At 67.0% G+C, this 25,340-nt stretch carries 26 protein-coding genes; 13 read left to right on the plus strand and 13 right to left on the minus strand.

Going from position 1 to position 25,340, the window contains the following annotated elements:
* Window positions 1-181: 181 nt before the first annotated feature.
* The 8 genes from ACQY46_RS19320 to ACQY46_RS19355 form a co-directional block, all read right to left on the minus strand.
* Window positions 182-1,000 carry a hypothetical protein gene (locus ACQY46_RS19320; protein ID WP_428697606.1) on the minus strand — a complete coding sequence of 273 codons (819 nt, stop codon included), beginning with the start codon at window positions 998-1,000 and terminating at the stop codon, window positions 182-184.
* Between the two features lie 215 nt (window positions 1,001-1,215).
* Window positions 1,216-1,713 carry a L,D-transpeptidase gene (locus ACQY46_RS19325; protein WP_428700524.1) on the minus strand — a complete coding sequence of 166 codons (498 nt, stop codon included), beginning with the start codon at window positions 1,711-1,713 and terminating at the stop codon, window positions 1,216-1,218.
* Between the two features lie 237 nt (window positions 1,714-1,950).
* Window positions 1,951-3,054 (minus strand): branched-chain amino acid ABC transporter substrate-binding protein, encoded by a 1,104-nt coding sequence (locus ACQY46_RS19330; RefSeq protein ID WP_428697607.1) that lies wholly within the window; start codon window positions 3,052-3,054, stop codon window positions 1,951-1,953.
* A gap of 199 nt (window positions 3,055-3,253) precedes the next feature.
* Entirely contained in the window at window positions 3,254-3,619 is a 366-nt protein-coding gene (locus tag ACQY46_RS19335) for a DUF6867 family protein (RefSeq protein WP_428697608.1), read from the minus strand.
* Window positions 3,620-3,712: 93 nt separating this feature from the next.
* The gene (locus ACQY46_RS19340) at window positions 3,713-4,444 is read right to left on the minus strand and encodes an ABC transporter ATP-binding protein (RefSeq protein ID WP_428697609.1); all 732 of its coding nucleotides are present in this window, start codon (window positions 4,442-4,444) and stop codon (window positions 3,713-3,715) included.
* Window positions 4,441-5,286 (minus strand): ABC transporter ATP-binding protein, encoded by an 846-nt coding sequence (locus tag ACQY46_RS19345; protein ID WP_428697610.1) that lies wholly within the window; start codon window positions 5,284-5,286, stop codon window positions 4,441-4,443. Before ACQY46_RS19345 ends, ACQY46_RS19340 begins: the two co-directional genes overlap by 4 nt.
* Complete coding sequence (gene livM / locus ACQY46_RS19350; protein WP_428697611.1) at window positions 5,283-6,608, minus strand: high-affinity branched-chain amino acid ABC transporter permease LivM; 1,326 nt, start codon at window positions 6,606-6,608, stop codon at window positions 5,283-5,285. Before livM ends, ACQY46_RS19345 begins: the two co-directional genes overlap by 4 nt.
* A gap of 4 nt (window positions 6,609-6,612) precedes the next feature.
* On the minus strand, window positions 6,613-7,548 hold the full coding sequence (locus ACQY46_RS19355) for an ABC transporter permease subunit (RefSeq protein WP_306031091.1): 936 nt from the start codon (window positions 7,546-7,548) through the stop codon (window positions 6,613-6,615).
* 403 nt (window positions 7,549-7,951) lie between these two features.
* On the opposite strand from ACQY46_RS19355, the gene ACQY46_RS19360 reads away from it, so the two are divergent.
* The 3 genes from ACQY46_RS19360 to ACQY46_RS19370 all read left to right on the plus strand — a co-directional run bounded on the left by ACQY46_RS19360 (window position 7,952) and on the right by ACQY46_RS19370 (window position 10,541).
* Window positions 7,952-8,917: a LysR substrate-binding domain-containing protein gene (locus tag ACQY46_RS19360; RefSeq protein ID WP_428697612.1), complete on the plus strand. Its 966-nt coding sequence runs from the start codon at window positions 7,952-7,954 to the stop codon at window positions 8,915-8,917.
* Between the two features lie 63 nt (window positions 8,918-8,980).
* A complete protein-coding gene (locus ACQY46_RS19365) occupies window positions 8,981-9,520 on the plus strand; it encodes a flavin reductase family protein (RefSeq protein ID WP_428697613.1) in 540 nt (179 codons plus the stop codon).
* Window positions 9,521-9,536: 16 nt separating this feature from the next.
* On the plus strand, window positions 9,537-10,541 hold the full coding sequence (locus ACQY46_RS19370; protein WP_428697614.1) for a P1 family peptidase: 1,005 nt from the start codon (window positions 9,537-9,539) through the stop codon (window positions 10,539-10,541).
* Between the two features lie 3 nt (window positions 10,542-10,544).
* Here ACQY46_RS19370 and ACQY46_RS19375 read toward each other — a convergent pair whose 3' ends face one another.
* Window positions 10,545-14,039: an indolepyruvate ferredoxin oxidoreductase family protein gene (locus ACQY46_RS19375; RefSeq protein ID WP_428697615.1), complete on the minus strand. Its 3,495-nt coding sequence runs from the start codon at window positions 14,037-14,039 to the stop codon at window positions 10,545-10,547.
* 170 nt (window positions 14,040-14,209) lie between these two features.
* Between ACQY46_RS19375 and ACQY46_RS19380 the strand changes: the two genes are divergently transcribed.
* On the plus strand, window positions 14,210-14,689 hold the full coding sequence (locus tag ACQY46_RS19380; protein ID WP_428697616.1) for an Lrp/AsnC family transcriptional regulator: 480 nt from the start codon (window positions 14,210-14,212) through the stop codon (window positions 14,687-14,689).
* 9 nt (window positions 14,690-14,698) lie between these two features.
* Here ACQY46_RS19380 and ACQY46_RS19385 read toward each other — a convergent pair whose 3' ends face one another.
* Window positions 14,699-15,322, minus strand: coding sequence for a LysE family translocator (locus ACQY46_RS19385; protein ID WP_428697617.1), 624 nt, complete (start codon window positions 15,320-15,322; stop codon window positions 14,699-14,701).
* A 191-nt stretch (window positions 15,323-15,513) separates the two neighbouring features.
* Between ACQY46_RS19385 and ACQY46_RS19390 the strand changes: the two genes are divergently transcribed.
* Window positions 15,514-15,969 carry a GFA family protein gene (locus tag ACQY46_RS19390; RefSeq protein WP_428697618.1) on the plus strand — a complete coding sequence of 152 codons (456 nt, stop codon included), beginning with the start codon at window positions 15,514-15,516 and terminating at the stop codon, window positions 15,967-15,969.
* A 10-nt stretch (window positions 15,970-15,979) separates the two neighbouring features.
* Here the strand turns inward: ACQY46_RS19390 and ACQY46_RS19395 are convergent, their stop codons facing one another.
* Window positions 15,980-17,200 (minus strand): NAD(P)/FAD-dependent oxidoreductase, encoded by a 1,221-nt coding sequence (locus tag ACQY46_RS19395; protein ID WP_428697619.1) that lies wholly within the window; start codon window positions 17,198-17,200, stop codon window positions 15,980-15,982.
* Window positions 17,201-17,359: 159 nt separating this feature from the next.
* Here ACQY46_RS19395 and ACQY46_RS19400 point away from each other — a divergent pair, with 159 nt between their 5' ends.
* From ACQY46_RS19400 to ACQY46_RS19435, 8 genes are all read left to right on the plus strand, one after another.
* Window positions 17,360-18,358, plus strand: coding sequence for a sodium:proton symporter (locus tag ACQY46_RS19400; RefSeq protein WP_428697620.1), 999 nt, complete (start codon window positions 17,360-17,362; stop codon window positions 18,356-18,358).
* 31 nt (window positions 18,359-18,389) lie between these two features.
* Window positions 18,390-19,151, plus strand: coding sequence for a DUF2259 domain-containing protein (locus tag ACQY46_RS19405; protein WP_428697621.1), 762 nt, complete (start codon window positions 18,390-18,392; stop codon window positions 19,149-19,151).
* Window positions 19,152-19,242: 91 nt separating this feature from the next.
* The gene (gene rpe / locus ACQY46_RS19410) at window positions 19,243-19,917 is read left to right on the plus strand and encodes a ribulose-phosphate 3-epimerase (RefSeq protein ID WP_428697622.1); all 675 of its coding nucleotides are present in this window, start codon (window positions 19,243-19,245) and stop codon (window positions 19,915-19,917) included.
* Between the two features lie 94 nt (window positions 19,918-20,011).
* A complete protein-coding gene (locus tag ACQY46_RS19415) occupies window positions 20,012-20,488 on the plus strand; it encodes a hypothetical protein (protein ID WP_428697623.1) in 477 nt (158 codons plus the stop codon).
* Between the two features lie 42 nt (window positions 20,489-20,530).
* Window positions 20,531-21,859 (plus strand): adenylosuccinate lyase, encoded by a 1,329-nt coding sequence (gene purB / locus ACQY46_RS19420; RefSeq protein WP_428697624.1) that lies wholly within the window; start codon window positions 20,531-20,533, stop codon window positions 21,857-21,859.
* 5 nt (window positions 21,860-21,864) lie between these two features.
* Window positions 21,865-22,614, plus strand: a complete 750-nt coding sequence (locus tag ACQY46_RS19425) for a metallophosphoesterase family protein (protein WP_428697625.1) — start codon at window positions 21,865-21,867, stop codon at window positions 22,612-22,614.
* A gap of 45 nt (window positions 22,615-22,659) precedes the next feature.
* Window positions 22,660-23,220: an RBBP9/YdeN family alpha/beta hydrolase gene (locus ACQY46_RS19430; protein WP_428697626.1), complete on the plus strand. Its 561-nt coding sequence runs from the start codon at window positions 22,660-22,662 to the stop codon at window positions 23,218-23,220.
* A 113-nt stretch (window positions 23,221-23,333) separates the two neighbouring features.
* Window positions 23,334-24,014 carry a hypothetical protein gene (locus ACQY46_RS19435; protein ID WP_428697627.1) on the plus strand — a complete coding sequence of 227 codons (681 nt, stop codon included), beginning with the start codon at window positions 23,334-23,336 and terminating at the stop codon, window positions 24,012-24,014.
* Between the two features lie 43 nt (window positions 24,015-24,057).
* Here the strand turns inward: ACQY46_RS19435 and ACQY46_RS19440 are convergent, their stop codons facing one another.
* Both ACQY46_RS19440 and ACQY46_RS19445 read right to left on the minus strand, forming a co-directional pair.
* Window positions 24,058-24,276: a hypothetical protein gene (locus tag ACQY46_RS19440; RefSeq protein WP_428697628.1), complete on the minus strand. Its 219-nt coding sequence runs from the start codon at window positions 24,274-24,276 to the stop codon at window positions 24,058-24,060.
* A gap of 262 nt (window positions 24,277-24,538) precedes the next feature.
* On the minus strand, window positions 24,539-25,306 hold the full coding sequence (locus ACQY46_RS19445; RefSeq protein WP_428697629.1) for an HpcH/HpaI aldolase family protein: 768 nt from the start codon (window positions 25,304-25,306) through the stop codon (window positions 24,539-24,541).
* Window positions 25,307-25,340 lie beyond the last annotated feature (34 nt).

Raw genomic sequence — 25,340 nt, forward strand, 5'->3', positions numbered from 1 at the left:
CGCGCAGGGGGAATTTTACCTGCGGTCGTCGCCTGTGTTCTTGCAACAGCAACGCTGTTCGCGCTCGGCACGGCCGTGCTCGACACCGGCAGGATGAGGGCTTCCGGCCCGGAGATCGCGCCGACGCCGGCCCTTTCACGCGCGCAGCTCCCGCTCCCCCCGAGCGCTGCGACGCAGGCGGTCAGCCGGCACGGGGCATCAGCCTGGCACGAAGCCTCCTGACAAGGCGGCGCAGCTTGCGACTGAGCAGCTTGCGAATTTCCGACAGGCTCGGTTCCTGGCCCGTCACCGTCGTGTGCAGCGACTTTCCGGTCCAGGGATTGGATGTCAAACGACCGGTGACCCGCACCGACCCGTCATAGCCGAAGAAGATATGGCCGACATCCGGGCGCGCGGTGTCCAGGTCGACCGCCGTCAGTTCAAACGCGTCGAGCAGGTCAGTCCGGCAGAAGATCAGGTTGGTCTCGGTCGCATCGATGAGATCGTAGCCCTTTTCCCGTCCCAGCTTGTAGAGCGCGCCCGCGGAATTGCCGATGTAGCTGCCGAGCGGCTGCACGTAGTCGGATGAGTTGGGGATGGTCGGGTTGTACTCGATGATCACGATTTTCGGCCGGTAGCCCGCAACACCGCTCCAGATGGCATGATCGTCGGAATCGATGTCGATCGACAGGACATCAAACTCCTTGGGACAGCCGGTGCCCGCCAGGATCGCGTCGAGGGAATTGCCGCCTTGCGGCGTGACGAACACGTTGCGCGCATCGATCCGCTGAGGATCGACATTGGCGAGAAGGTCCTTGAACCGGTCCGGATTGCCCTCGATGTAACAGCCCTTCCAGCCGAGCGTCTCGTAGAGATGGAACGTGTTGCTCTTGAAGCGCCCGTCCCAGGCACCAAACTCGACGAAATAGCCCGGGCCGCCGCCCGTACGCGCGAACAGGGCCTCAAGAAGCCCGTCCTCGCCGTCCTGGCTGTGTATCACGCGCCGCAGTCCTGCCAGCATTCCCAAGCCTCCCACTCCATCATTCCGGCGCCTGACTGCCGGAGAACAACGCGGCAAAGCCGGACAACCACCGACGCCACATCGCGTTTCCCTGAACTTCCAGGCAGCGGAAGAGGATCAGAACTCCAGGGTGCACGCAATCGGAAAGCGGGAATGCTGGGGAAGACACACGCGTTTTCGGGACGCCCGGCAATGCGGGGACAACCCGTCGGCCGTCAGTTCACCGCGACGACCGGGGTACGCACGTTCACCCGGCGAAACAGGTCGGCAATGTCGCGGTTCTGCATGCGGATGCAGCCATAGGAGACGGCGCGGCCGATGGAGCCGGGGCGGTTCGTGCCGTGGATGGCGAATTCGCCGCCGGCCAGCGTCATGGCAGCCACACCCATCGGGTTGTTCGGCGCCCCGCCGGGAATAACCGCCGGCAGGTGCGGCAGGTCGCGCTTCACGACGGCCGGCGGCGACCAGGCGGGCCGCACATGCATGCCGCGGATGAAGGTGCGCCCGGTCCAGGCCTTGCCGCGTTTGCCCACGGCGACGGGGTAGCGCAGCGCCGTCCCGCCGCGCTGGACGAGATAGAGCCGCTTCTCGCTGTTGCTGACGACGATGGTGCCGGGCGCGAAACGGGCGTCGGAAAAGGAAACAACTTCCGGCGCCGCGGCCGCTGCATGGCTCCAGAAGGCCAGCCCGATCGCCAGGTAAATGGCGACCATTGCCCAGATTACCCTGCTCATCCCCGCGCGCCCCGCAATGGTTGGTTTACGGAAAGTTTACGCAATAGCGCACCGGCGGGAAGGATTTCATGGGCCCGGCGGGCGGGATTCGCGCGACAAGGTTACGCGTTAAGGTTTACGGGGCCCCGGTGGCGCGCACCGCCGCCCGGACGAAAAAGCCCCGCCCGGCAAGGCCGGACGGGGCGCATTCATCTTCGGCTGACTGCCTGCGAGCGATTACTGCAGGTAGTCGTAGGTGCCGTCCTTCCACTCGTAGAAGACGTAGCCCGGCAGGGTCACGTCGCCCTTGTCGTCGAAGGACAGGCTGCCGAGAACGGTGGCGAACTCACCCTCGTTGAGCTTCCCCACGACAGCGTCGAAATCGGTCGAACCAGCCGCCTTCACGGCTTCGGCCCAGGCCTGGATCGCTGCGTAGGTGTAGAGCGAGTAGCCTTCGGCCGTACGGCCGGCGGCCTCAAGCGCATCGACGACCGGCTTGGCGATTTCGTTCTTGCGCGGATCCGGCGAGAACGTCATCAGCGTGCCGGCACCGACGTCGCCGGTGATCGACCAGTACTCGTCGGTGACGAGCGCGTCGCCCGAGACGAGGATGGTGTCCATGCCCTGCTCGGCCATCTGGCGCTTGATGAGGCCGGCTTCGGTGTGATAGCCGCCCACATAGAGCACGCCGATGTTCTCGGCCTTCAGCTTGGACACAAGCGCGGTGTAGTCCTTCTCGCCGGCCGTATAGGCCTCGTAGAGGGTTTCCTGCTTGCCGGCCTCGTTCATGTACTTCTTGGTCTCGTCGGCGAGACCCTTGCCGTAGGCGGTCTTGTCGTGAATGACGGCGATGTTCTTGTCGCCGAACTTCTCGGCAAGGAAGGCACCGGCGACCTGGCCCTGCTGGTCGTCACGGCCGCAGGTGCGGAACGTGCCCGGACCCGGACGCTCGTCGGTGAACTTCGGGTTGGTCGAGGCGGGAGAGATCTGGATGATGCCCTCTTCCGCATAGACCTGGCTTGCCGGGATCGAAGAGCCCGAGCAGAAGTGGCCGGCGACGAAGACGACGCCCGAACCGACGAACTGGTTGGCAACCGCGACGGCCTGCTTCGGATCGCAGGCATCGTCACCGACCTGCAGCACCAGCTTCTCGCCGTTGATGCCGCCGGCTGCGTTGATGTCCTCGATGGCCTGCTCGGCGCCGGCCTTCATCTGCGCGCCGAAGGACGCGTACTGGCCGGTCATCGGACCGGCGGTGGCGATCACGATATCCGCCAGCGCGGCGCTCGAAAGCCCCATGCCGATGACGGTGGCTACGCTCGCCATAAGAAGCTTCTTCATAAGATATTCTCCCCTGTTCCAGATGCTTTCCCGACCCACCCCGGGCCGGGCGCTGGACCACTCTGGTCGCGGGCTTTGCGCCCGCCGACGGCCCCTTCCGGCGCCGCCATGTACCGAAACACTATCGCCTTTTCGAACAAAGTCGAGCGTTTCGGATCCTTCCGGAAGGGAAACCGTCCCCTCCCGCTAAAGCCCTGTCCTAATTGACAATGCTGTCGTCCGCACCCGGACGAAGCCGCCAGCCGAACGGGCTCGTTTTCTCGTAGAGCCAGCGATACTGGCTGGTCATCTGCGACGTGCGCGTCACCCGCCATCCGGCCAGCGCGAACCCCGCCAGATAGATGAAGGCCACCAGCCAGTGCTGGATCGACAGCAGCGTGCCGCCGTACAGCGCGAAGCTGAGGAACCGGACCACCACCGACAGCAGGAAGGCGAACCAGACCAGCACCGGCAACGGCCGCCAGGTCAGCGCGCAGGCACGCCCCGTGGCCCACGCCGCGGCGCTGCCCAGCACCAGCGTCAGGATGATGAAACCCGCAAGGCTCGTATCGTAGAGGAATCCCATCAGGACCTCCTTAGGTTTCCGCCGTGCGGGGACGAGCGCCCTTCCGCAAACGGCGATGAAACAATCCCGGCCGCCGTACCGGCGGCCACGTCGTCAGTGCCGGCCGCCCTCAAGATAGGCCGCCTTGACCTCCTCGCGCGACAACAGCTCCTTGCCCGTCCCCGACATCGTGATCACGCCATTGACCATGACGTAGCCGCGATGGGCGAGCTTCAGCGCGTGATAGGCATTCTGCTCGACGAGGAAGACGGTCAGCCCCTCGGCGCGGTTGAGCTCGCCGATCGCATCGAAGATCTGCTTGACGATCAGCGGCGCCAGACCCAGCGACGGCTCGTCGAGCAGAAGCAGCCGCGGGCGGCCCATCAGCGCCCGGGCGATGGCCAGCATCTGCTGCTCGCCGCCCGACAGCGTTCCCCCGCGCTGCTCCCGCCGCTCCTTGAGACGGGGGAAGAGGGTGAAGACCTTCTCCAGATCGCCGGAAAAATGCTTCTGGTCGACGACCGCCGCCCCCATCTGGAGGTTTTCCAGCACCGACATGCGCGGAAAGATGCGCCGCCCTTCCGGAGACTGGGCGATATCCATGCGCATGATCTCGTGCGTCGGCATGTGGGTGATGTCGATGCCCTTGTAGACGACCGTGCCGGTGCGGGCCTGCGGAGTGCCGCAGATCGTCATCATCAGGGTCGACTTGCCGGCGCCGTTGGCGCCGATCAGGGTCACGATCTCGCCCTCGTGAACATCGAGGTCGACGCCGCGCAGGGCGACGATCTTGCCGTAATAGGTCTCGACGCCGCGAACCTGGAGAAGGAGTTGATTCTCGCTCACAGGCCCACCTCTTCTTCCACCTGGTCGACCTCGTCATCGGCAACGCCGAGATAGGCCGCAATCACCTTAGGATCGTTCTTCACCTCGTCCGGCGTGCCATCGGAGATCTTCTCGCCGTAGTCGAGAACGATCACGTGATCGGAGATCTCCATGACCACCGACATGTCGTGCTCGATCAAGAGCACAGAGGTCGCGTGCTCGTCGCGGATGAAGTGCAGGAGCGTGTTGAGCTCCGCGCTTTCCCGGGGGTTGAGGCCCGCCGCCGGCTCGTCGAGGCACAGCAGTTCCGGCGATGTGCACATCGCCCGGGCGATCTCCAGTCGCCGCTGCGCGCCATAGGGCAGGTCCGCGGCGGGATCGTCCGCCCGGTCGAGCAGCGAGGTGCGGTCGAGCCAGTAGCGGGCGCGTTCAACCGCTTCCGCCTCCGCCTTGCGGAACCCGCCGATGCCCAGAAGGCCGCCGACGGTGAAATTGGAGGCGACCATCAACGGATTGTGCTGGGCCACCATCAGGTTTTCCAGCAGCGTCATGCCGCCGAACAGGCGGATGTTCTGGAAGGTGCGCGCCACGCCGGCGCGCGCCGAGATCTTGAAGTCCGGCATGCGCTCGAGCAGGAAATGCTCGCCCGACTTGCGCATCATCACGATGCGCCCCTCGGTCGGCTTGTAGAAGCCGGTGGCGCAGTTGAAGACGGTCGTCTTGCCAGCGCCGTTGGGGCCGATCAGGGCGGTGATGTCGCCGCGCCCGACATTGAAGGACAGGTCGTTCACCGCGATCAGGCCGCCGAAGCGCATCGTCACGCGTTCGATGCGAAGGACTGCGTCGTCGTTCCAGCGGGTCATCCGTGGCCCTCCTGAACCATATCGGCGGAAATGCCCTTGGCCTTGCGCTTGTCGAGCGCGATGGAGGGCGCACGGGTCGAGATCAGACCGCGCGGCTTCCACACCATGATCACCACCATCAGCAGGCCGAAGACCAGCATGCGGTACTCCTCGAACTGCCGGAAGAACTCGAAGCCGCCGATCATCACCACAGCAGCGATGACGACGCCGACCTGCGAGCCCAGTCCTCCGAGCACCACGATCGCCAGGATCACGGCAGACTCGATGAAGGTGAAGCTCTCCGGCGAGATGAAGCCCTGACGCGTGGCGAAGAACGACCCGGCAAACCCGCCGAACATGGCGCCGATGGCAAAGGCCGTCAGCTTGGTATGCGTGGTGTTGATGCCAAGCGAGCGGCAGGCGATCTCGTCCTCGCGCAGCGCTTCCCAGGCCCGCCCGACCGGCAGCTTGCGCAGCCGCATCGTCACGATGTTGGTGATCAGCGCCAGGATCAGGATCAGGTAGTAGAGGAAGATGATGCGATGGATGGAGCTGTAGTCGAGGCCGAAGAAGTCCGCGAACCCGCCTTCGCCCCTCTCGAACTCGAGCCCGAAGAAGCTCGGGCGCGGAATGCCGGACAACCCGTCCGGACCGCCGGTGAACTGGTACCAGTTGAGCAGCACCACCCGGATGATCTCGCCGAAGGCCAGCGTCACGATGGCGAGATAGTCACCTCTCAGCCGCAGCACCGGGAAGCCCAGGATAATCCCCCAGAAGGCCGACAGGATGCCGGCCAGCGGCAGGCAGATCCAGAAGGAGAAGCCGAAATTCTGGGCGAGCAGCGCGTAGGAGTAGGCGCCGACCGCGTAGAAGGCGACATAGCCGAGATCGAGCAGGCCCGCGAGGCCCACCACGATGTTCAGCCCCCAGCCAAGCATGACATAGGTCGTCACCAGGATGGCCAGGTCGAGATACTGGCGCGATCCGCGGGTGCCGAGGAAATACATCAGCAGGAAGGGCAGCACGACCGCCAGCACGAAGAGCAGCGGCGTGACCAGATGCGACACTTTCGAGAAGGACGACCGGGTCGGCATGAGCCCGCCAAGCATCCCGGTTACCGGCTTCTCGCTCTTCCAGACGAAGAGGTTGAGCAGCAGCCGTCCTCCGAAGACAACGGCAACCGCCATGGCGACCGCGCCCCAGCGATACTCGATCGCCAGTCCGCCGACATCGACCTCGGTCCTCATTCCGATCATCATGGAGAACAGGCCGAATGCGACCAGCGCGCCAACGGCGGCATCCTTCACGGAGCCTGCAAGCAAATCCTTTTTCTGTTCGGCCATGATCTCAGACCTTCTCCACTTCGGGTTTGCCGAGCAGACCTTCGGGCATGAAGATCAGCACGATGGCAAGGATCGAGAAGGCTGCCACGTCCTTGTACTCAAGCGAGAAGTAGCCCGACCAGAAGGTCTCGATCAGACCGATCAGCAATCCGCCGAGCATGGCCCCGGGAAGCGAGCCGATGCCGCCGAGAACGGCTGCGGTGAAGGCCTTCACGCCGGCCAGGAAGCCGATGTAGAAGTCGATCACGCCGTAGTAGAGCAGGAACATCAGGCCGGCGACGGCGGCGAGCGCCGCGCCCATCACGAAGGTCAGCGAGATCGTCCGGTCGACATTGACGCCGAGCAGCGAGGCCATCTTGCGGTCCTGCTCGCAGGCGCGCTGCGCGCGGCCGAGCGAGGTCTTGTTGATCAGCATCGTGAAGCCGACCATCAGCGCCAGCGTCGTGACGATGATCAGGATCTGCATGTAGCTGATCTGGACGACGAACGAGCCTTCCGGCGTCACCGTCTCCCAGAGCTTGAAATTGCCGGAGATCAGCGGCTGCAAAGGCTTGTTGCGCGCGCCTTGCGAGATCTGCACGAAATTCTGCAGCGCGATCGAGGCGCCGATCGCGGTGATCAGCGGCGCCAGCCGGAACGAGCCGCGCAGCGGCCGGTAGGCGATCCGCTCCACCGTCCAGCCCCAGACCGCCGTCAGCGCCATGGCGATGACCAGCACCAGCACCAGCGCCAGAATGAGCAGCAGAAGCGGCGTCGCCGCCGTGATGCCGAGTGCGATGACGACAATCAACGCGATGAAGGCCCCGACCATGAAGATGTCTCCATGGGCGAAGTTGATCATGCCGATGATCCCGTAGACCATCGTGTAACCAATGGCGATGAGGCCGTAGATCGACCCCAGCGTCACGCCATTGATCAACTGTTGGATGAAGTAGTCCATCTGCCCTGTGGTCCCCCTGAAGGACTGGCGGCTTGTGCCGTTCTCAGTCCGTCGCGCGGCGCGGTTTGCGGCCGGCGCGTGATAGCATGTACTTACCAAGCCGCCATTGACGGCACAATTCCCCTCGAAAAGCCACGACTAGAAAAGAACATCTTTCCCCGTGGCACCGGAACGCGAACGGATTCTCCCGGGCAGTGTCCCGCGATCAGACCCTGCGCACAACGCCAGGGCACACGCCGGCCCGGTCGGGCTGGCGCGCGGGATCGCAGGAATGGTCATGTCCGGGATAGCTGGCGATGGCGCGTTTCCTCCCGCTTCCGCCAATTCACGTTGGGGAAAAAAGTCACATTGAAACGCCAGTTTCAATTGAAAGATACCGACAAACTTGTTAGCAAATCTAACGATGCAACGCACCAGTCTTCCTCCGCTCAATGCTTTGCGCGCCCTTGCGGCACTGGCGCAGACCGGGCGCGTCGGGCTGGCGGCGGACGAACTCGGCGTAACGCATGCCGCCGTCAGCCATCATCTGCGTAACCTGGAGGACTGGTTCGGCATGGCATTGGTGCGCCGCGTCGGCCGGCGAATCGAGCTGACGCCGGAGGCCGAGCGCATCGCCGGCGCCATGCAGGCCGCCCTCACGCGCATCGGCGAGGTCTGCAACGACGTGGCCGAGACCGCCCGCCGGCCGGAACTTTCCATCGCCTGCGTGCCCTCCTTCGGCACCCGCTACCTGATCCCGCGCCTCGTCGACTTCGCCGAGGTCGCCCCGACCCTGCGACTGCGCCTGCTCTACGCCCTGCACGGCACGCCGCAGGATGCCGACATCTCCATCGACTGGTTCGACACGCCGCCGGAGACCGGCCGCTATGCCGTCCGCCTGCGGCTGCTGTCGGGGCATACCCGGCCTGTCTGCAGCCCCGCGCATCTGGCCGCCCACGGTCCGTTCGACGCCCCTGGCCAGGTTGCGGCCGCGCGGCTCCTGCACGACGAAACGCGCAAGGACTGGCGCGACTGGCTGGCCGGCAACGGGCTTTCGGCGGAGCTTGCCGGCAACGGCCCCGTCTTCAACGACTTCAACCTGCTGGTCAGCGCAGTGGTCGCCGGCCACGGCGTGGCCTTGTGCGTCGAGACAATGATCGAGGCGGAACTGCAACGCGGCGACCTGATCCCGCTGACCGACACGGCCGGCAACCGGGATCGCGGCTATTGGCTGACGGCGACCCATCAGCCCGGACCGGCCGCGCAGAGCTTCATCGACTGGATCTGCGACCGCATGCCGGGCACCGGAACCGCCGGTCCGCAGCGCTCCGGCAGCGTCATGCTCGAACCGCAACGGTCGGGAAACCTATTTGAAACCGGACCCGGTTAGCATTACGGCTATGATGGGTGTTCGAGCCGAGGGCCCCGGTGGCAACGGACCCGAAAGGACGAGATGACCAACAGCCCCGCGTCCGATACGGGCGGGATCGCAGCGCGGCAGCGTCATGCGCGCGCGGTCGACCGCAACGACTTCCGCGAGGCAATGAGCCGCCTCGGCGCGGCGGTTCATATCGCCACGACCGACGGAGCGGCCGGCCGCGGCGGCACCACGGTTTCCGCCGTCACCTCCGTTTCCGACGCGCCGCCCACCGTTCTCGTCTGCGTCAACCGCCAGGCCCGCATCAACGCCGTGATCAAGGCGAACGGCGCCTTCGCCATCAACACGCTTCCCGCCCATGCCGAGCCGCTGTCGGACGCCTTTGCCGGCAAGGGCGACCTCACCTTCGACGAGCGTTTCGCACTGGCCGAGTGGACACGGCTCGCCACCGGCGCGCCGATCCTCGCCGGCGCACGCGTCGCGCTCGACTGCCGCGTCACGGAGGTCTCCGAGATCGGCACCCACTCGGTCATTTTCGGGGAGATCGTCGGGATTCGCCTCGGCGAGCGCGGCCCGGCGCTGATCTATCTCGACCGCACCTATCACCGTATCTGACGCGGACCTGGCGACCTTGCGAAACCTCATTACAGACGTGCCCGGCCTTTCGGTCGGCAATGCCTCGAACGAAGCATTGAAATCCGGCGTCACCGTGCTGGTGCCCGACGCACCGGCGCGCGCCTCCATCGCCATCCATGGCGGAGCGCCGGGAACGCGCGAGGCGGCTCTCCTCGATCCGCGCTTCACGGTCGATGCGGTCGACGCGCTGGTGCTTGCCGGCGGCTCCGCCTTCGGTCTCGACGCCGCCTCCGGCGTGCAGATGGCGCTGGCTGCCGAAGGGCGCGGCTTTGCCGTCGGGTCCGCGCGCGTGCCGATCGTCCCGTCTGCCATTCTCTTCGACCTGCTCAACGGCGGCGACAAGGCATGGGGCGACGTCAATCCCTATGGCGCGCTCGGCCGTGAGGCACTTGCCGCCGCGGCCCGCGACTTCGCCCTCGGCAGCCACGGCGCGGGCACGGGCGCAACGACCGCCAACCTGAAAGGCGGGCTCGGTTCGGCGTCGGTACGGCTGGACAGCGGCGCCACCATCGGCGCGCTTGTCGCCGTCAATGCGCTCGGCAGCGCCACGATGGGCGAGAGCCCGCATTTCTGGGCGGCTCCCTTCGAGAAGAACGGCGAATTCGGGGGGCGCGGCTGGCCGCACTTGATGCCGGAAGGCATCGACCGGCCGCGCACCAAGCTCGACGCGCTCAAGGACGGCGCCAACACGACGATCGCCATCGTCGCCACCGACATGGACCTGACCAAGGCGGAGCTGCAACGGCTCGCGGTGATGGCGCATGACGGCTTTGCCCGGGCGCTGTGGCCGGCCCATACCGCGCTCGACGGCGACCTCGTCTTCGCCCTTTCGACGGCTGCGCGAAAACCGGCCGATCCGACCGATCCACTGGCGGAAAATGTCGCTCTCGGTGCCGCGAGCGCTGCCGTGATGAGCCGGGCCATCGCCCGCGCGATCCATGCCGCCGAGGCCCGACCGGGCGACACGCTGCCGACCTGGCAGGCCCGTTTCGGGACCTGACGCCTACTCCGCCGCCTCCAGCACCGGAACGCCGCCGCTTTCATCGTCAAGGCGAGCAAGAAGCGCGGCGCGCTTTTCCATCGCCTTGGCGTGATTGGCCTCCTTCACCGGGCCGAAGCCGCGCACCGTGTCGGGAATGCGGGCAAGCTCGACCAGCAATCCGTAGCCGGCATGGCCGACAAGACCGGCAATCCGCTCCAGATCGGCGAGATAGGTCTCGACCAGCTGCCGCTCCATGCGCCGCTCCGACGTGCGCCCGAACGGATCGAACGCGCCGCCGCGCAAGCCCTTGAACCGGGCGAGCAGGCGGAAGGCGGTGAAGATCCACGGCCCGAAGGCGATCTTGCGCGGCCGTCCGGTCTTGGGGTCGAGGCCGCGCGAGACGAGCGGCGGGGCCAGCATCACCTTCAGCTTCGCCGGGTCCTTGAACTGGCTCTCCAGCCGGGCGCGGAAACCCGGTTCGCTGTAGAGCCGCGCCACCTCGTACTCGTCCTTGTACGCCATCACCTTGTAGGCCATGTCGGCGGCGCTGCGCGTCAGCCGCAAGGTGCCGTTGCCACCCGTCTCGTCGGCCTTGCGCAGGCGAGCGATCGCCTCGCGGAAGCGCTGCGCATAGGCGTCATCCTGATAGGCGGCAAGCTCGTTGCCGAGAAACCCGATGCGCGTGTCGAGATCCATGTCCTCGGCCCGCACGACATCGCCCGTGCCGGGCAGCGCCGAAAGGATCTTGCCCGCGTCGGCGGCAAGAACCCGGCCGGCGCGGAAGGCGGCGAGATTGTTTTTCACTGCAGCGCCGTTCAGCCGGATCGCGGTCTCGAGCGCGGCGCTCGTCAGCGGCAGGCGGCCGGCCTGAAGAGCCATGCCGACCAGCATCATGTTGGCATAGATGGCATCGCCGAACAGCGCCTCGGCGATGCTCGCCACATCATGGCCGATGAACGTGGGACAGGCGGATTTCAGCGTCTGCAGCATCCGCGCCGCGTCGAAGGACAGCGTCTGCTTCATGACGAACTCGGCCGTCGGGGCGACCCGCGCATTGGCAAAGCCGGCGGTCCGCTCGCGATCGAGCAGCGCCAGTTGCTCGGCATTGGTGGCAACCACCATGTCGGAGGCGAGCAGCACGTCGAGGCTGGCCGTGGGAATACGCGGCCCCTCGATCGCCCGCTCCAGCGTCGAGAAGCGCAAGTGAGAGGTCACCGGCCCGCCCTTCTGGGCCAGACCCGTCATGTCGAGCGTCGAGGCCTGCTTGCCGTCGACATGGGCGGCCATGGCAAGCACCGCCGCCGTCGTCGTCACGCCGGCGCCGCCAATGCCGGCGATCAGGAGGTTGAGCGTCGTCGAAAGCCCCGCGACCTCCGCCTCGGGCAGCTCGGCCGCAAGCGCGTCGATGTCGATATGACCGGTGTCGGCGCGGCGCAGTTCCGCCCCCTCCACATAGACGAAGGACGGACAGAAGCCCTTCACGCAGGAAAAATCCTTGTTGCAGGACGACTGGTTGATCCGCCGCTTCTCGCCGAAGGCGGTCGGCGAGGGCTCGACCGAGATGCAGTTCGACTGCACCGAGCAGTCGCCGCAGCCCTCGCAGACGCGCTCGTTGATAAAGAGGCGCATGTCCGGATCGGCGAGACCGCCGCGCTTGCGTCGGCGGCGCTTTTCCGCCGCGCAGGTCTGGTCGTAGATGAGCACGGTGACGCCCTTCAGCGCCTGCAGCTCCGTCTGCACCTCCATCAGATCGTCGCGGTGGAAGACGTCGGTGCCCGGCGCCAGGTCGTGCCGGCCGAGATAGGCGTCCGGCTCCTCGCTGACGACGACGACGCGCTCGACGCCCTCCGCCTCGAGCTGACGGGTGAGCTGCGGCACGGTGAGCGTGCCGTCGACCGGCTGGCCGCCGGTCATCGCCACCGCGTCGTTGTAGAGGATCTTGTAGGTGATCGACACTTTCGAGGCGACCGCCTGACGGATCGCCAGGATGCCGGAATGGAAATAGGTGCCGTCGCCGACATTGGCGAAGACATGGGTGTCGTTGGAAAACTCCGACTGGCCGACCCACAGCACCCCCTCGCCGCCCATTGCGATCTGGCCGTCGGTGGTGCGGCCCGCGATCTCGGTCATCGCGTGGCAGCCGATGCCCGGCATGGAGCGCGCGCCCTCCGGCACCACGGTCGAGGTGGAATGCGGACAGCCGGAGCAGAAATACGGCACCCGGGCGGCACGCTCCGCATGCCCTTGCGACCACATCACCTGCCGGTTCATGCGCTCGGCGACGGCGCGCATTTCCCCCGTGACGAAATCGGACGGCAGGAAGGCGAGCAGCGCGGGAATGATCTCGGCCACCGCCAGTTCCAGCACGTCGGACAGGAACGGCCCGCCCTCCGGCGTCTTCTTGCCCCAGACCGCCGGACGGGCCCGCTCCGGCCAGTCATAGGCGATCTCCTTGATCTGCGGTTCGAGGAAGGCGCGCTTGTGCTCCACGACCAGAAGCCGTTCCAGGCCGCGCGCGAAATTCGACAGGCCGACCGGCTCCAGCGGCCAGGGCATGGCGACCTTGTAGATGGCAAGGCCGATGTCGCGCGCCCGCTCCTCGGTGAGGCCGATCAGCTCGAACGCCTGGCGCAGGTCGCGATAGGCCTTGCCGGTGGCGACGATGCCGATGCGCGGCCGGCTCGCCCCGAAGGCGACCCGGTCGAGCCCGTTGGCCCGCACATAGGCGCGCGCCGCCGGAATGCGGATGTCGCGCAGGAGCCGCTCGGTCTCGAGCCGGTTGCCGAGCAGCAGCACCCGGTTGAGATCGTCATGCCTGCGCGGATCGCGATCTTCGGGATGGATGAAGGCGAGGCGGCGCGGATCGACCGAGACCGTCGCCGAGGCATCCATCGTGTCGGCAAGGCAGATCAGGCCCGACCAGAGACCGGAAAAGCGCGACATGGCGAGGCCGTGCAGGCCGTAGTCGAGCACTTCCTGGATGTCGGACGGGTTGAGCACCGGCATCTCGACATGCTCGAAGAAAAACTCCGACTGTGCCGGCAGGATCGAGGACTTGGCGAGGTGGTCGTCGCCGGCCAGAGCCAGCACGCCGCCCTTCGCCGCCGTGCCGCTGGCATTGGCCTGGCGCAAAACGTCGCCGGCCCGGTCGACACCCGGCGCCTTGCCGTACCAGATGCCGAAAACACCGTCATAATCGCTGCCCTTGCCGTGATGGCCAACCTTCTGCGTGCCCCAGACGGCGGTCGCGCCCAGTTCCTCGTTGACGCCGGGCTTGAAGACGATGCTGGCGGGCGAAAGATGCCGCCTGGCCCGCGTCAGTTCGGTGTCGTAGCCGGCGAGCGGCGACCCGCGATAACCGGAGACGAACCCGCCGGTGCGCAGTCCGGCTTCCGCGTCGAGCCGCGCCTGGTCGAGGGTCAGGCGGACCAGCGCCTGGATACCGGTGAGATAGACGCGGCCGCGGGTGGCCACATACTTGTCGTCGAGCGAGATGGTTCTGGTGATGGCGTTCATGCGACGGCCTCCTCATCCGTCTTCGAGCATGCACATGCGAGGGGACCTTGCGGTCGCGCGCCCCGCACGCCTTTCGTGCCACCCAATATGGTCCTTCATCAGGTTGATTTCTGTGCTATCGTGCCGGCCTATCACCACAAACGAGAATGAAAATTCCCAGATCACGGCCTATGAGCGAAAAAACACTTCTCGACCCATCCGACATCCGTGTGCTGCAGATTCTCCAGCGCGACGCCTCCCTCTCCATCGCCGAAATCGCCCGCGAGGCCGGCATGAGCCAGACGCCCTGCTGGCGGCGGATCAAGAAGATGAAGGAGGCCGGCGTCATCCGCCAGATCGTCGCCGTCGTCGACCGGGAAGCCGTCGGCCTGGGCTTCGTCGCCTATGCCTTCGTCAAGCTCGCCGTGCCGAGCCGCGACAACATGGAAACCTTCGACAGGCTGATCAACCGCTGGCCGGAAGTGGTGATCTGCGAGCGCATTACCGGGGCGGTCGACTACCTGATCAAGGTGGTGGCGAGCGACATCAAGGCCTATGACGACTTCCTTCGGCTGAAGCTGCTCGACAACGCGCTCGTTTCCGACGTCCAGTCGCGCATCGTCGTCAGCAACGTCAAGCAGACCGTGGCACTGCCGCTCAGGGAGACCTGAGCGCGGGCCTCAGCGCTCCAGCGTCGCGACCCGGAGCCCGAGCAGGATCAGGACCCCGCCGAAGATCCGGTTGACGAGCCCCTGCCCCTTCTCGATCACCCGCCGCACCAGCGGCGCGTCGAGCGTCGCGACGAAGAACACCCAGAACAGGGCGCTGATCGAAACGGTCGTCGCCACCAGCAGGAGAACGCCGCCGGTCGAGGTCTGCGGCGTGATCACCACCGTGAACAGGCCGAGATAGAACAGCGTTCCCTTCGGGTTGAGGATGTTGTTGAGGAAACCCTGCACCACATGGGTCCGGCGCGCCCGCGCCGCGCCGCCGTCTCCGGCCTCGAGCGAAACGCCCTTGCCCGCGCCGCGCAGGCTCATGATCCCCAGATAGACCAGATAGGCCGCTCCCGCGTATTTCAGGATCGAGAAGGCGAGAATGCTCTGCGAGATCAACCAGCCGATCCCGACCGCGCAATAGGCGATATGGACGAGATTGCCGGTCAGCACCCCGAGCGAGGTGGCAAGGCCGGCGCGCTTGCCGTCGAGAATCGTGTTGCGCATGACGATGATCATGTCCGGCCCGGGACTGACCATGATCAGAACGGTCAGGCCGGCAATGACGAGCACCTGGTCGAAAAGCATCGCAATTTCCCCGCGCAGCGGCGGCCGGACAGCGGCAACCACCGCGCAGCACATCATCTGCACCCATTGCGGGCAAGCCCATTTTCCAGGCAGAAAACGAAACCGCAGGGAGGCTTTCGGGCACCCGGCATTTCCGCCAGAATGCGCCGCAGGATCGCATTTCCTCCCCTCACGCAACCGGAGACCTGCCCATGCAAGACGCAGCAAAACCGCTCACCGGAACCTGTCGATGCGGCGCCACCGCCTTCGAGATCTCGGCCACACCGATCATAACCGCGGCCTGCCATTGCCGGGGCTGCCAGAAGATGAGCTCCAGCGCCTACTCGCTGACCGCGATGGTCCCGGCGCCCGCCTTTCGCGTAACCAGGGGAGAGCCGGTCAAGGGCGGAATAAAAGGTCCCGACCTCGACCACTACTTCTGCCCCGACTGCATGAGCTGGTTGTTCACCCGGATCACCCAGATGCCCGATATCGTCAATGTGCGGCCTACCATGCTCGACGATCCCGCGTGGAGCCGTCCCTTCATCGAGACAATGACGGCGGAAAAGCTCGACTGGGTAGAGCTCACCGTCGCCCGCAGCTACGAGGGCTTCCCGCCGCCGGAAGATTTCGGCCCGCTCATGCAGGACTTCGCCGCCGGACACTGATCTCCTTCCGTCAATGAAGCAGAAAGCGTGCCGGCGCATAGGGCAGCGGATCGGCGACCGGCAGCGCCTCCGTCATCAGGTCGGCGAGCAACCGGCCCATGACGGGGGCGAGCGCGAACCCGTCGCGCTCGTGGCCGATGGAGAGCCAAAGCCCGGGGCGCCCCGGTACCGGCCCGACAATCGGCAGGAGATCGGGAACGAAGGCACGCAGGCCCGCCACCGGTGCCTCCTCCACCGCCGCCCCGAGCGGCAGCAGCGTGCGGGCAAGCGCGGTGGCGCGGTTAAGTGCCGACAGGCGCGGCGCCAGGTCTCCCGTTGCCCGCGCCGGCGACAGAAGCTCGGCCCCGCCGACGAGGCGCAGGCCGCGTTCCATCGGCGTCAGCGTGAACCCGGCATCGACGTCGGTGACCGGCCGCGACAGTGCGACGCCGGAAACCGCCCGGAAGTGACGGTGGTAGCTGCGGCAGGCCGCAACGGGAAGGCTTTGGCCGAGACGGTCCAGCAGCGGCATGGCGCCGGCGCCCAGCGCCACCACCACATGCGCCGCCTCGACCTCGCCCCGCGCCGTTCTCAGCCCGTAGCCTCCGCGTATCTCGACAAGGGTCGCCGCGTCGCCGGTCCCGGTTTCGCCGCCGCGTTCGCGAAACAGCCGCGCATAGGCCTTCGTCACCCCTCCCGGCGATGACACCGACTGGCTTTCGGGCCACGACATGGCGGCATGGTCGAGCGCCCGCAAATGCGGCTCCAGGCGGACGATGTCCTGCGCCGCCAGATCGGCATAGGGAACGCCGAGAACACGGGCGAAATGGCGCTCGATCTCCGCCGCCTCAAGCGCCTCGCGCGAGCGCTGGATCTTGATCCAGCCGGTGCGCCTGAAGAACCGCAAGGCGCTGGCGGCGCGCGCCAGCGCCAGGTGCTCCCCCACCGCCGCCCCCTGCAGCGGCGCCAGAGCCCGGGCGCTGCGGGCCATGGCGGCAGGCTGGGCCGCGTCGCGGGAGGCGGCCAGGAACGGCAGCAGGGCGGGAACGGAACGCGGCTCGATGCGCGGGCGTTTCATCGGGCTCAGCGCATGCGCGGCAAGTCCGAGCACCGATGACGGCAGCGGCACGGGCGAGAACCCGTCCCGGCCCAGAAGGCCCGTATTGCCGCGCGAGGTGTCCTCGCCCGGCGCGCGACGGTCGACAAGCAGCACGCGCAGGCCCCGCCCCTGCAGATGCAGGGCGGCACTCACGCCGGTGATTCCGGCTCCAAGGACAAGGACATCGACTCTTCGCATCAGGACCTATCGACACCGTTCACAATCGCCTTGCAAGTGGAAGACGCACTCCGCGATACTCTCCCTCCCTATTTGTTCCCGCCTCACTTTCCTCCCCAAGCCCTGGATGCCGCCATGCGGGCCCTCTCATTGCCGCTCGACCTGCTTGCCTGGCTCGGCCGCCAGGGAACCCGCGCCGTCGCCATCAGCGCCCTTCTGGGGCTTGTTCTGCCGCAGCTCTCGGCCCTCTTCCGGCCGCTGGTGGAAGAAGCGATCTTCGTGCTGCTGGTGCTCGCCTTCCTGCGCGTCGACCCGGTCGCCGTCGTCGCCCACATGCGCCGCCCGCGCCTTGTGGCGCTTGCGCTTTCGTGGATGCTGATCGCCGTTCCCGTCATGGTCGGGCTGGTGCTGCACGCGACCGGCCTGATCGCGCTTCACCCCGATATCGCGCTTGCCGCCTTCATCGCCACGGCCGCTCCGCCGATCATGGCGGCACCGGCCTTCATCGCCCTGATCGGGCTCGACGGCGCCCTGTCGCTGGCGCTGGTGGGAGGCGGCATGCTGCTGACGCCGCTGGCCGCGCCGCTGATCGGTGCCTTCCTGATCGGCGAGGTGTTGCCCATCGACGCGGTCGCCCTCGGCATCCGCCTGACGGCACTGCTTGCCGCCTCGGCCGGCCTCGCGACGCTGATTCGGCGCCTTGCCGGCTCCGTCCGCGTGGCCGCCGCCAAGGAGCATGTCGACGGGTTGAACGTGCTGATCCTCTTCGTCTTCGCCGTCGCCGTGATGGACGGCGTCGCGGCCAGGTTCCTGGAGACCCCGTTTTTCACCCTCGGCATCGCCGCTCTCACCTTCGTCGTCGCCCTCACCCAGATGGGAGTGACGCTCCTGGTCTTCGGCCGGGTCCGCCGCGACCACGCCTTCGTGCTTGCCCACGCCGCCGGCAACCGCAACATGGGCCTGCTGGTGGCGGCGCTCGGCGGCACACTGCCCGATCTTGCCTGGCTCTATTTCGGTCTCGGCCAGTTGCCGATCTACCTGCTCCCCTGGTTGCTGAAACCGGTGGCGACGCGGCTTGCGGCAAATCAGGCAAGCCGTGACGCCGGTCACGCCGGCCCGGACAAGACCAGTTAGATTGCGGAGAAACCGCAAGGGAGCGACAACGATGAACTGTCCGATAGCGCGAGCCGGCCGGCGAATGCTGGCGATCTGCATACTGACGGCCCTGCTTGCCCCGCAGGCGGCTCTCGCCGGCGATTACGCCCGTACCGAGATCCTCGGCTTTTCGGGCGATGGCGCGCATTTCGCCTTCGAGGAATACGGCATCCAGGACGGTTCCGGCTTTCCCTGGTCCAGTCTCTACGTGATCGACGTCGCCCGCGACAGCTGGGTCGCGGGCAGCCCGTTCCGCCGCCTCGACGAGGTCGACGACAGCCAGCCTCTCGACTTCGATGCCGAGCTGGCGCGCACCCGCGCCGCCAATCACGAGGCGGCCCACGCCGCGGTCGAGACGGTGGCCATCTCCGGCGCCGGCGCCACCGTTGCCCACAATCCGCCGACAGAGCGCGGCGCCGATCCGCACCTGATGATTGCCGGCACCCGCGCGGCGGCACCGGCCATCGGACCGACGGTCGAACTGCGCCTGACGGAGACGCCGGTACAGCGCCCGGCGAACTGCCCGGAGGGGTTCGGCACGATACAAGGCTTCCGCCTGACCCTGACCCATGACGGCGAGACCCGGGTGCTCAACGACGACACCCGCCTGCCCGACAGCCGCGGCTGCGCCCTGCGCTACCGGATCGACCGGCTGGTGATGCACTATCCGCAGGAGATGGGACGTCCCGTGTTCGCCGTTCTCGTGCTGGTCGAGCGGGTCGGTTTCGAGGGGCCCGACGGCCGCTACATCGCCATCACCGGTCGTCTTTGACGCGACACGGGCACTGAACCGGGCGGCGGCCTTGTGGGGCGGCACCGGCTATGATAGCGGCATGCCAACCTTTCCCTTCGGAGCCGCCGCCATGTCCCGTCCCCTCGTCATCGCCCCGTCGATGCTCGCATCCGATTTCTCCGCCTTCGGACAGGAGGTCCGCAACGTCGTGGAGGCCGGCGCCGACTGGATCCATCTCGACGTGATGGACGGCCATTTCGTGCCCAATATCAGCTTCGGCCCGGATGTCATCGCGGCGATGCGCCGGCACACCGACAAGGTCTTCGACACCCATTTGATGATCGCGCCCTGCGACGCCTATCTGGAGGCCTTCGCCAAGGCCGGCTCCGACATCATCACCGTGCATGCCGAGGCAGGTCCCCATCTCGACCGTTCGCTGCAGGCGATCCGCGCGCTCGGCAAGAAGGCCGGCGTCTCGCTCAACCCGGGCACGCCGGAAAGCGTTCTGGAATACGTGCTCGACCGGCTCGACCTCGTCCTCGTGATGAGCGTCAATCCCGGCTTCGGCGGTCAGTCCTTCATCCATGCGATGGTCGACAAGGTCGCCCGCATCAAGGCGATGATCGGCGACCGCCCGATCGACATCGAGGTCGATGGCGGCGTCACGGCCGAGACCGCGCCGCTGGTGGCAAGAGCCGGCGCCAATGCGCTGGTGGCCGGCTCCGCCGTCTTCAAGGGCAAGGACATCGAGGGCTACCGCGCCAATATCGACGCGATCCGCAAGGCGGCCGCCGCCGCCGCTTGACCGGAACCCGGCCCGGTCCCACTCTTGGATCACAAGACTTGACGCCGGCTCCGGTTTCCCGAAGCCGCCGACAGCCGCGAGGACAGACCCGCCCGTGCGTTCACTTGCTTTCGCGATAGCCTGGGCGCTCGTCATCGGCGGCCTTGCCGCGCTTGTCGCCCACTGGCGCGGCGAAGCGCTGAGCGGCCGCTCCGCCGCCGTCGTCGCGGTCTTCGCCGCCGGCTCCTTCGGCGGCGCCTGGTGCGCCTGGGGAGCGGCGAGCCTTGTCACGCTGCGCCGCCGCCGGGCCCGCGGTCCGGCGCGCTTCGCCGCGATGGTCCTCTTCCTGTCGCTCGGCACCGCCGCCTTCACGGCCTTCTTCTTCTTCCTGCAGTTGCGGGCCTATTACTCGGAATGGCACACGCAGCGGATCTCCTACCGGATGCTGTGGGAGCAGGTCTTCACCGCCGCCACCACCGCCTACATCTTCGGCGTCCTGGGCGCGCGTGCCCTGCTTCCCTTCGCCCTCGTGCCGCTGCTCGTCTTCTCCTTGTACTTCGCCCGCATTGAGCCACGCCGCCGCGTCTGCTAAGGACCGGCACATCCTAAGCACTCCGCCCTTGAAGGAACCCGCATGATTCCGCGCTATTCGCGGCCCGAGATGGTCGCCATCTGGTCTCCCGAGACGAAGTTCCGCATCTGGTTCGAGATCGAGGCCCATGCCTGCGACGCGCTGGCCGAGATCGGCGTCATCCCCAGGGACGCCGCGAAGACGATCTGGGAGAAGGGCGGGGCCGCCACGTTCGACGTCGAGCGGATCGACGAGATCGAACGCGAGACCAAGCACGACGTCATCGCCTTCCTGACCCATCTGGCCGAGATCGTCGGGCCCGACGCCCGCTTCATCCACCAGGGCATGACCTCGTCCGACGTGCTGGACACCTGCTTCAACGTGCAGCTGACCCGCGCCGCCGACCTGCTTCTTGCCGATATCGACGCGCTGCTCGCCGCTCTCAAGCGCCGCGCCATGGAGCACAAGGACACGGTCTGCATCGGCCGCTCGCACGGCATCCACGCCGAGCCGGTCACCTTCGGCCTGAAGATGGCCGAGGCCTATGCCGAGTTCGACCGCTGCCGCACGCGGCTCGTCGCCGCCCGCGCGGAAATCGCCACCTGCGCCATTTCCGGCGCCGTCGGCACCTTCGCCAATATCGACCCGCGCATCGAGGAGCATGTGGCCAAGGCCATGGGCCTTGCCGTGGAGCCGGTTTCCACGCAGGTGATCCCGCGCGATCGCCACGCGATGTTCTTCGCCACGCTCGGCGTCGTCGCCTCGTCGATCGAGCGGGTGGCAACGGAAATCCGTCATCTGCAGCGCACCGAGGTGCTGGAGGCGGAGGAGTATTTCGCGCCGGGGCAGAAGGGCTCCAGCGCCATGCCGCACAAGCGCAACCCGGTGCTGACCGAAAACCTGACGGGCCTTGCCCGCATGGTTCGTGGCTATGCGCTGCCGGCGATGGAGAACGTGGCGCTGTGGCACGAGCGCGACATCTCGCATTCGTCCGTCGAGCGGATGATCGGCCCGGACGCGACGGTGACGCTCGATTTCGCCCTCGCCCGCCTGACGAATGTCGTCGACAAGCTCCTCGTCTATCCCGAGCGGATGCTTGCCAACATGAACCGCCTCGGCGGCCTCGTGCATTCGCAGCGCATCCTGCTGGCGCTGACCCAGGCCGGCACCTCGCGCGAGGACGCCTACCGGCTCGTCCAGCGCAATGCCATGAAGGTCTGGGACAGCTACCAGAAGGACGGCAGCGCCGATGTCGACTTCCTGGAGGAGCTGCTGAACGACACCGACGTGCGCGCCGCCCTGAGCGAGGAGGAGATCCGCTCGCGCTTCGATCTCGGCTATCACACCAAGGCGGTCGACACGATCTTCGCCCGGGTGTTCGGCGAGGCCTGAGGGCAATGCGCATCGCCCTCGTTGCCGACATCCACGGGAATGCCGAGGCGCTCGAGGCGGTGATCGCCGATCTCGGGCGCGAGGCACCGGACGAGGTCGTCAATCTCGGCGATTGCCTGTCCGGGCCGCTCTGGCCGGAGCGCACGGCGAAAATCCTGCGCGAGCTCGGCTGGCCGACGGTGCGCGGCAACCACGACCGCGTCGTCGCCGCCGGCAACGTGCGGGCCGCGAACCGGACGGACCGCTTCACCGAAGACGACCTCTCCGCCGAGAGCCACGCATGGCTCAGGGCCCTGCCGGCGGTGCTGGAGCTCGATGGCGGCATTTTGCTCTGCCACGGCACGCCGTTTCGCGACGATCTCTACCTCGCGGAAGAAATCTCCGGCGAGACGACCCGCATGGCGACGGAGGAGACGATCGCCGAACGCCTCGGCGACACGATGGCACGTGTCGTGTGCTGCGGCCACACCCACATCCCGCGTCTGGTGCGTCTGCCGCGATGCGGCCGGACCGTCCTCAATCCGGGAAGCGTCGGCCTGCCGGGCTACAGCGACGACACGCCCGTCCCGCACAAGGTCGAGACTGGCAGCCCGCACGCCCGCTATGCGATCATCGAACGCCACGCGAGCGAATGGCGGTTCGAGATGAAGGCGGTCGCCTATGACTGGGAGCGCGCCGCCCGCGAGGCGGAACGCAACGGCCGTTCCGACTGGGCACGGCCGCTCAGGACCGGCTTCTACGGCCCGCTTTCCTGAGCCGCGCCGTCCGCCGACATCCCTCAAGACAAGGAGCGGAGACCCGTGAAGATTTCCGAGACCGACATCCTGCTTCTGCCCGGCTACGGCGACACGCCCGCCGGCCACTGGATGCACCGCTGGTGCGAGAAGATGCCGACCGCGCGCATCGTCGCCCAGCGCAACTGGTTCCGCCCGGTGCTGAAAGAATGGATCGAGACGCTGAAGGCGGCCGTCGACGAGGCCGAGCGTCCGGTGGTTCTGGTCGGGCACTCGCTCGGCTCGATCACCGCGGTGCATGCCGCGCACGGCCACGGCCTCGACACCGACAAGATCAGGGCCGCCTTCCTGGTTGCCCCGACGGACCTTGGCCGCGAGGAGCCGAAGCCCGCGTTCGACGCCGCCCCCTTCCAGGCCGTGCCGAAGGGGCCGCTTCCCTTCTTCGCCCGCATCGTCGCCAGCCGCACCGATCCCTACTGCGCCTTCGAGATGGCCGAGCAGATGGCTCGCGACTGGGGCGCCCATTTCCAGGACGCGGGCGATGCCGGCCATATCAACCAGGAAAGCGGCCACGGCCCCTGGCCGGAAGGGCTGATGTCCTTCGCCTATCTGATGAAGGACCTGTAAGAGGCCTGCTTGCGCGTCTAGTTCCGCGTGCGGCGGAAGCCGAACTGCCCCATGCACCGGCCGGTGCATCCCGAGCCCGGTAAGCCCTCGAATTTTTTGGAAAAGACATTTCGATGAAGACGGACAAGATCTTTCTGCGCGCCGCGCTTTTCCTTTCGATCCCGATGGTGCTCGCCGGCTGCGGCCCGAGCAAGGAAGTGCTGCAGCAGGAGCAGGATCTGTTTGTGCAGGCCTGGGACAAGAAAAGCACCTGCGGCAACACCGAAAACGATGCGCCCGCGGCGCGGGCCATCGTGGAGAAGGATCGCCTGCGCGGACTGACGCGCTACACGAGGGCCGACGCACCCGAGTCCATGGCCGACCGCACCGATGTCTCCTACATGCCCGGCCACGGCACGCAGATTTCCTACACCTCCGCCGACGGCCGCTCGTGGCTCTGGTATCCGGGCAACCCCCGCATTCTGGAGGGCCGCTGGAAGCTGGACGACAGCAAGGACTATCTGCAGGTCTGCTACAACTACGGTCCCGGCACCCGCAACCCGATGATGAAGGATGCCGGCCCCGGCTTCCAGTGCGGCAATTTCCAGCACCAGAACGTCTTCACGCTCGACACCAAGCGCGGCGACGTGTTCGGCCTGACCGGCGCAAGGGTGGTGAAGCCGCTGCCGCGCGATGCCGCCAAGCCCTATTTCCCGGGCTGCGCGCCCGCCCGCAAACCGCTGCTCAAGAACGGCAAGCCGCCGATCGAGAACCTTCAGAACGACCTGAAAGGCCTCCTCGCCCCGGCGGGGTAGGCACGCGCCTGCACGACCGCACGGGCCGCTGCCTGATCCACCCTCAGGCGGCGGTGCGCGGTCCGTTCCTGATCAGCGTCAAAATCCGTCTGGCCACGAAAAGACTGACCGGCACGGCGACCACCCCGCCCGCCCCGGCGAAAGCGGCCAGCAGCCACGGCTCAAAATCGTTGATGCCATAGAAGGTCATCGGCACGAGGGCGAAGACACCGGCAAGAGTGGGGCCGATGACGATGAAAAGCACGGCTGCGAGTTTCCACATGGGACACGCTCCATGACGAGGGTTTCGACGCAAGCGCGTGCGCCCTGGCGCATCGCTTCGTCGCTCGACGCCGGTCATCATAATATTCATTTAGTGGAAATTAGTGCGTCACCGGGCCCCAGCGGAGTTTCCCGCTCAGGGATTCCACGCATGCGGAAGGACGGGGATCCGTTGGAAGCCCGGCAGGTGCCCGCCAGCCGCAACGCCGTCGCAACGCGCCTCCATATCGACACCGGAACGGCGGGAACCAACCGCCCCCGCGTCAGTCGAGTTCGGCGAGCTTGGCCCTGGCCGCGTCCATCAGCAGCGACATCTCGACGCCATGCGCCAGGAAGCGGAAGCCCATCTCGCGCGCCGCGCGCGCATCCGCCGTCGTGTTGCAGAAGATGCCGGCGAACTTGCCGGCAGCGCGCGCCCTGGCGGCGACATCGGCCGCCATGCCCTGCACCTTCTCGCTGCTCGGCGTCACGCTCGCGCCATCCGAAAGCGTCAGGGACAGGTCGCCCGGGCCGACGAAGATGCCATCCAGTCCGTCGACGGCGAGGATCTCGTCGAGCGCCTCGATCGCGGCCGGCGTCTCGATCATGGCAAGCGCCACCGTTTCGGCATTGGCGGAGGCAAGATAGTCCGGCGCCGTCATGCCCTGCAGCATCGCCCCGCGATGCGGTCCCCAGCTGCGCGCGCCAACCGGCGGATACTTGGCCGCCCCGACCAGCGCCAGCGCGTCCTCGACCGAATTCACCATCGGCATGATGACGGCTTCGGCACCGAGGTCGAAGGCCCGGCTGACCGTGGCGAAATCGTCGACCGGCGGGCGCACCACCGCATGCGCACCCGAAAGCCGCGTCGCCACGATGCCCTCGCGAACCGTCGCCACGTCATGGGCGCCGTGCTGCATGTCCAGTGTCACGGCACCGTAGCCGGCCCGCCCGAGCAGCTCCGCCAGGATCGGCACGGCCAGCGTCGACCAGGCGGTGATGACGGTTTCGTCGGCGCGCAGACGCGCGGCAAGGGAGGGAGCGGCGGTCATGGGGACATCCTTGCGGGAGGGAGGTGCCGGCTCC

The sequence above is a fragment of the Stappia sp. genome, assembly GCF_965276915.1.
Classification (GTDB): domain Bacteria; phylum Pseudomonadota; class Alphaproteobacteria; order Rhizobiales; family Stappiaceae; genus Stappia.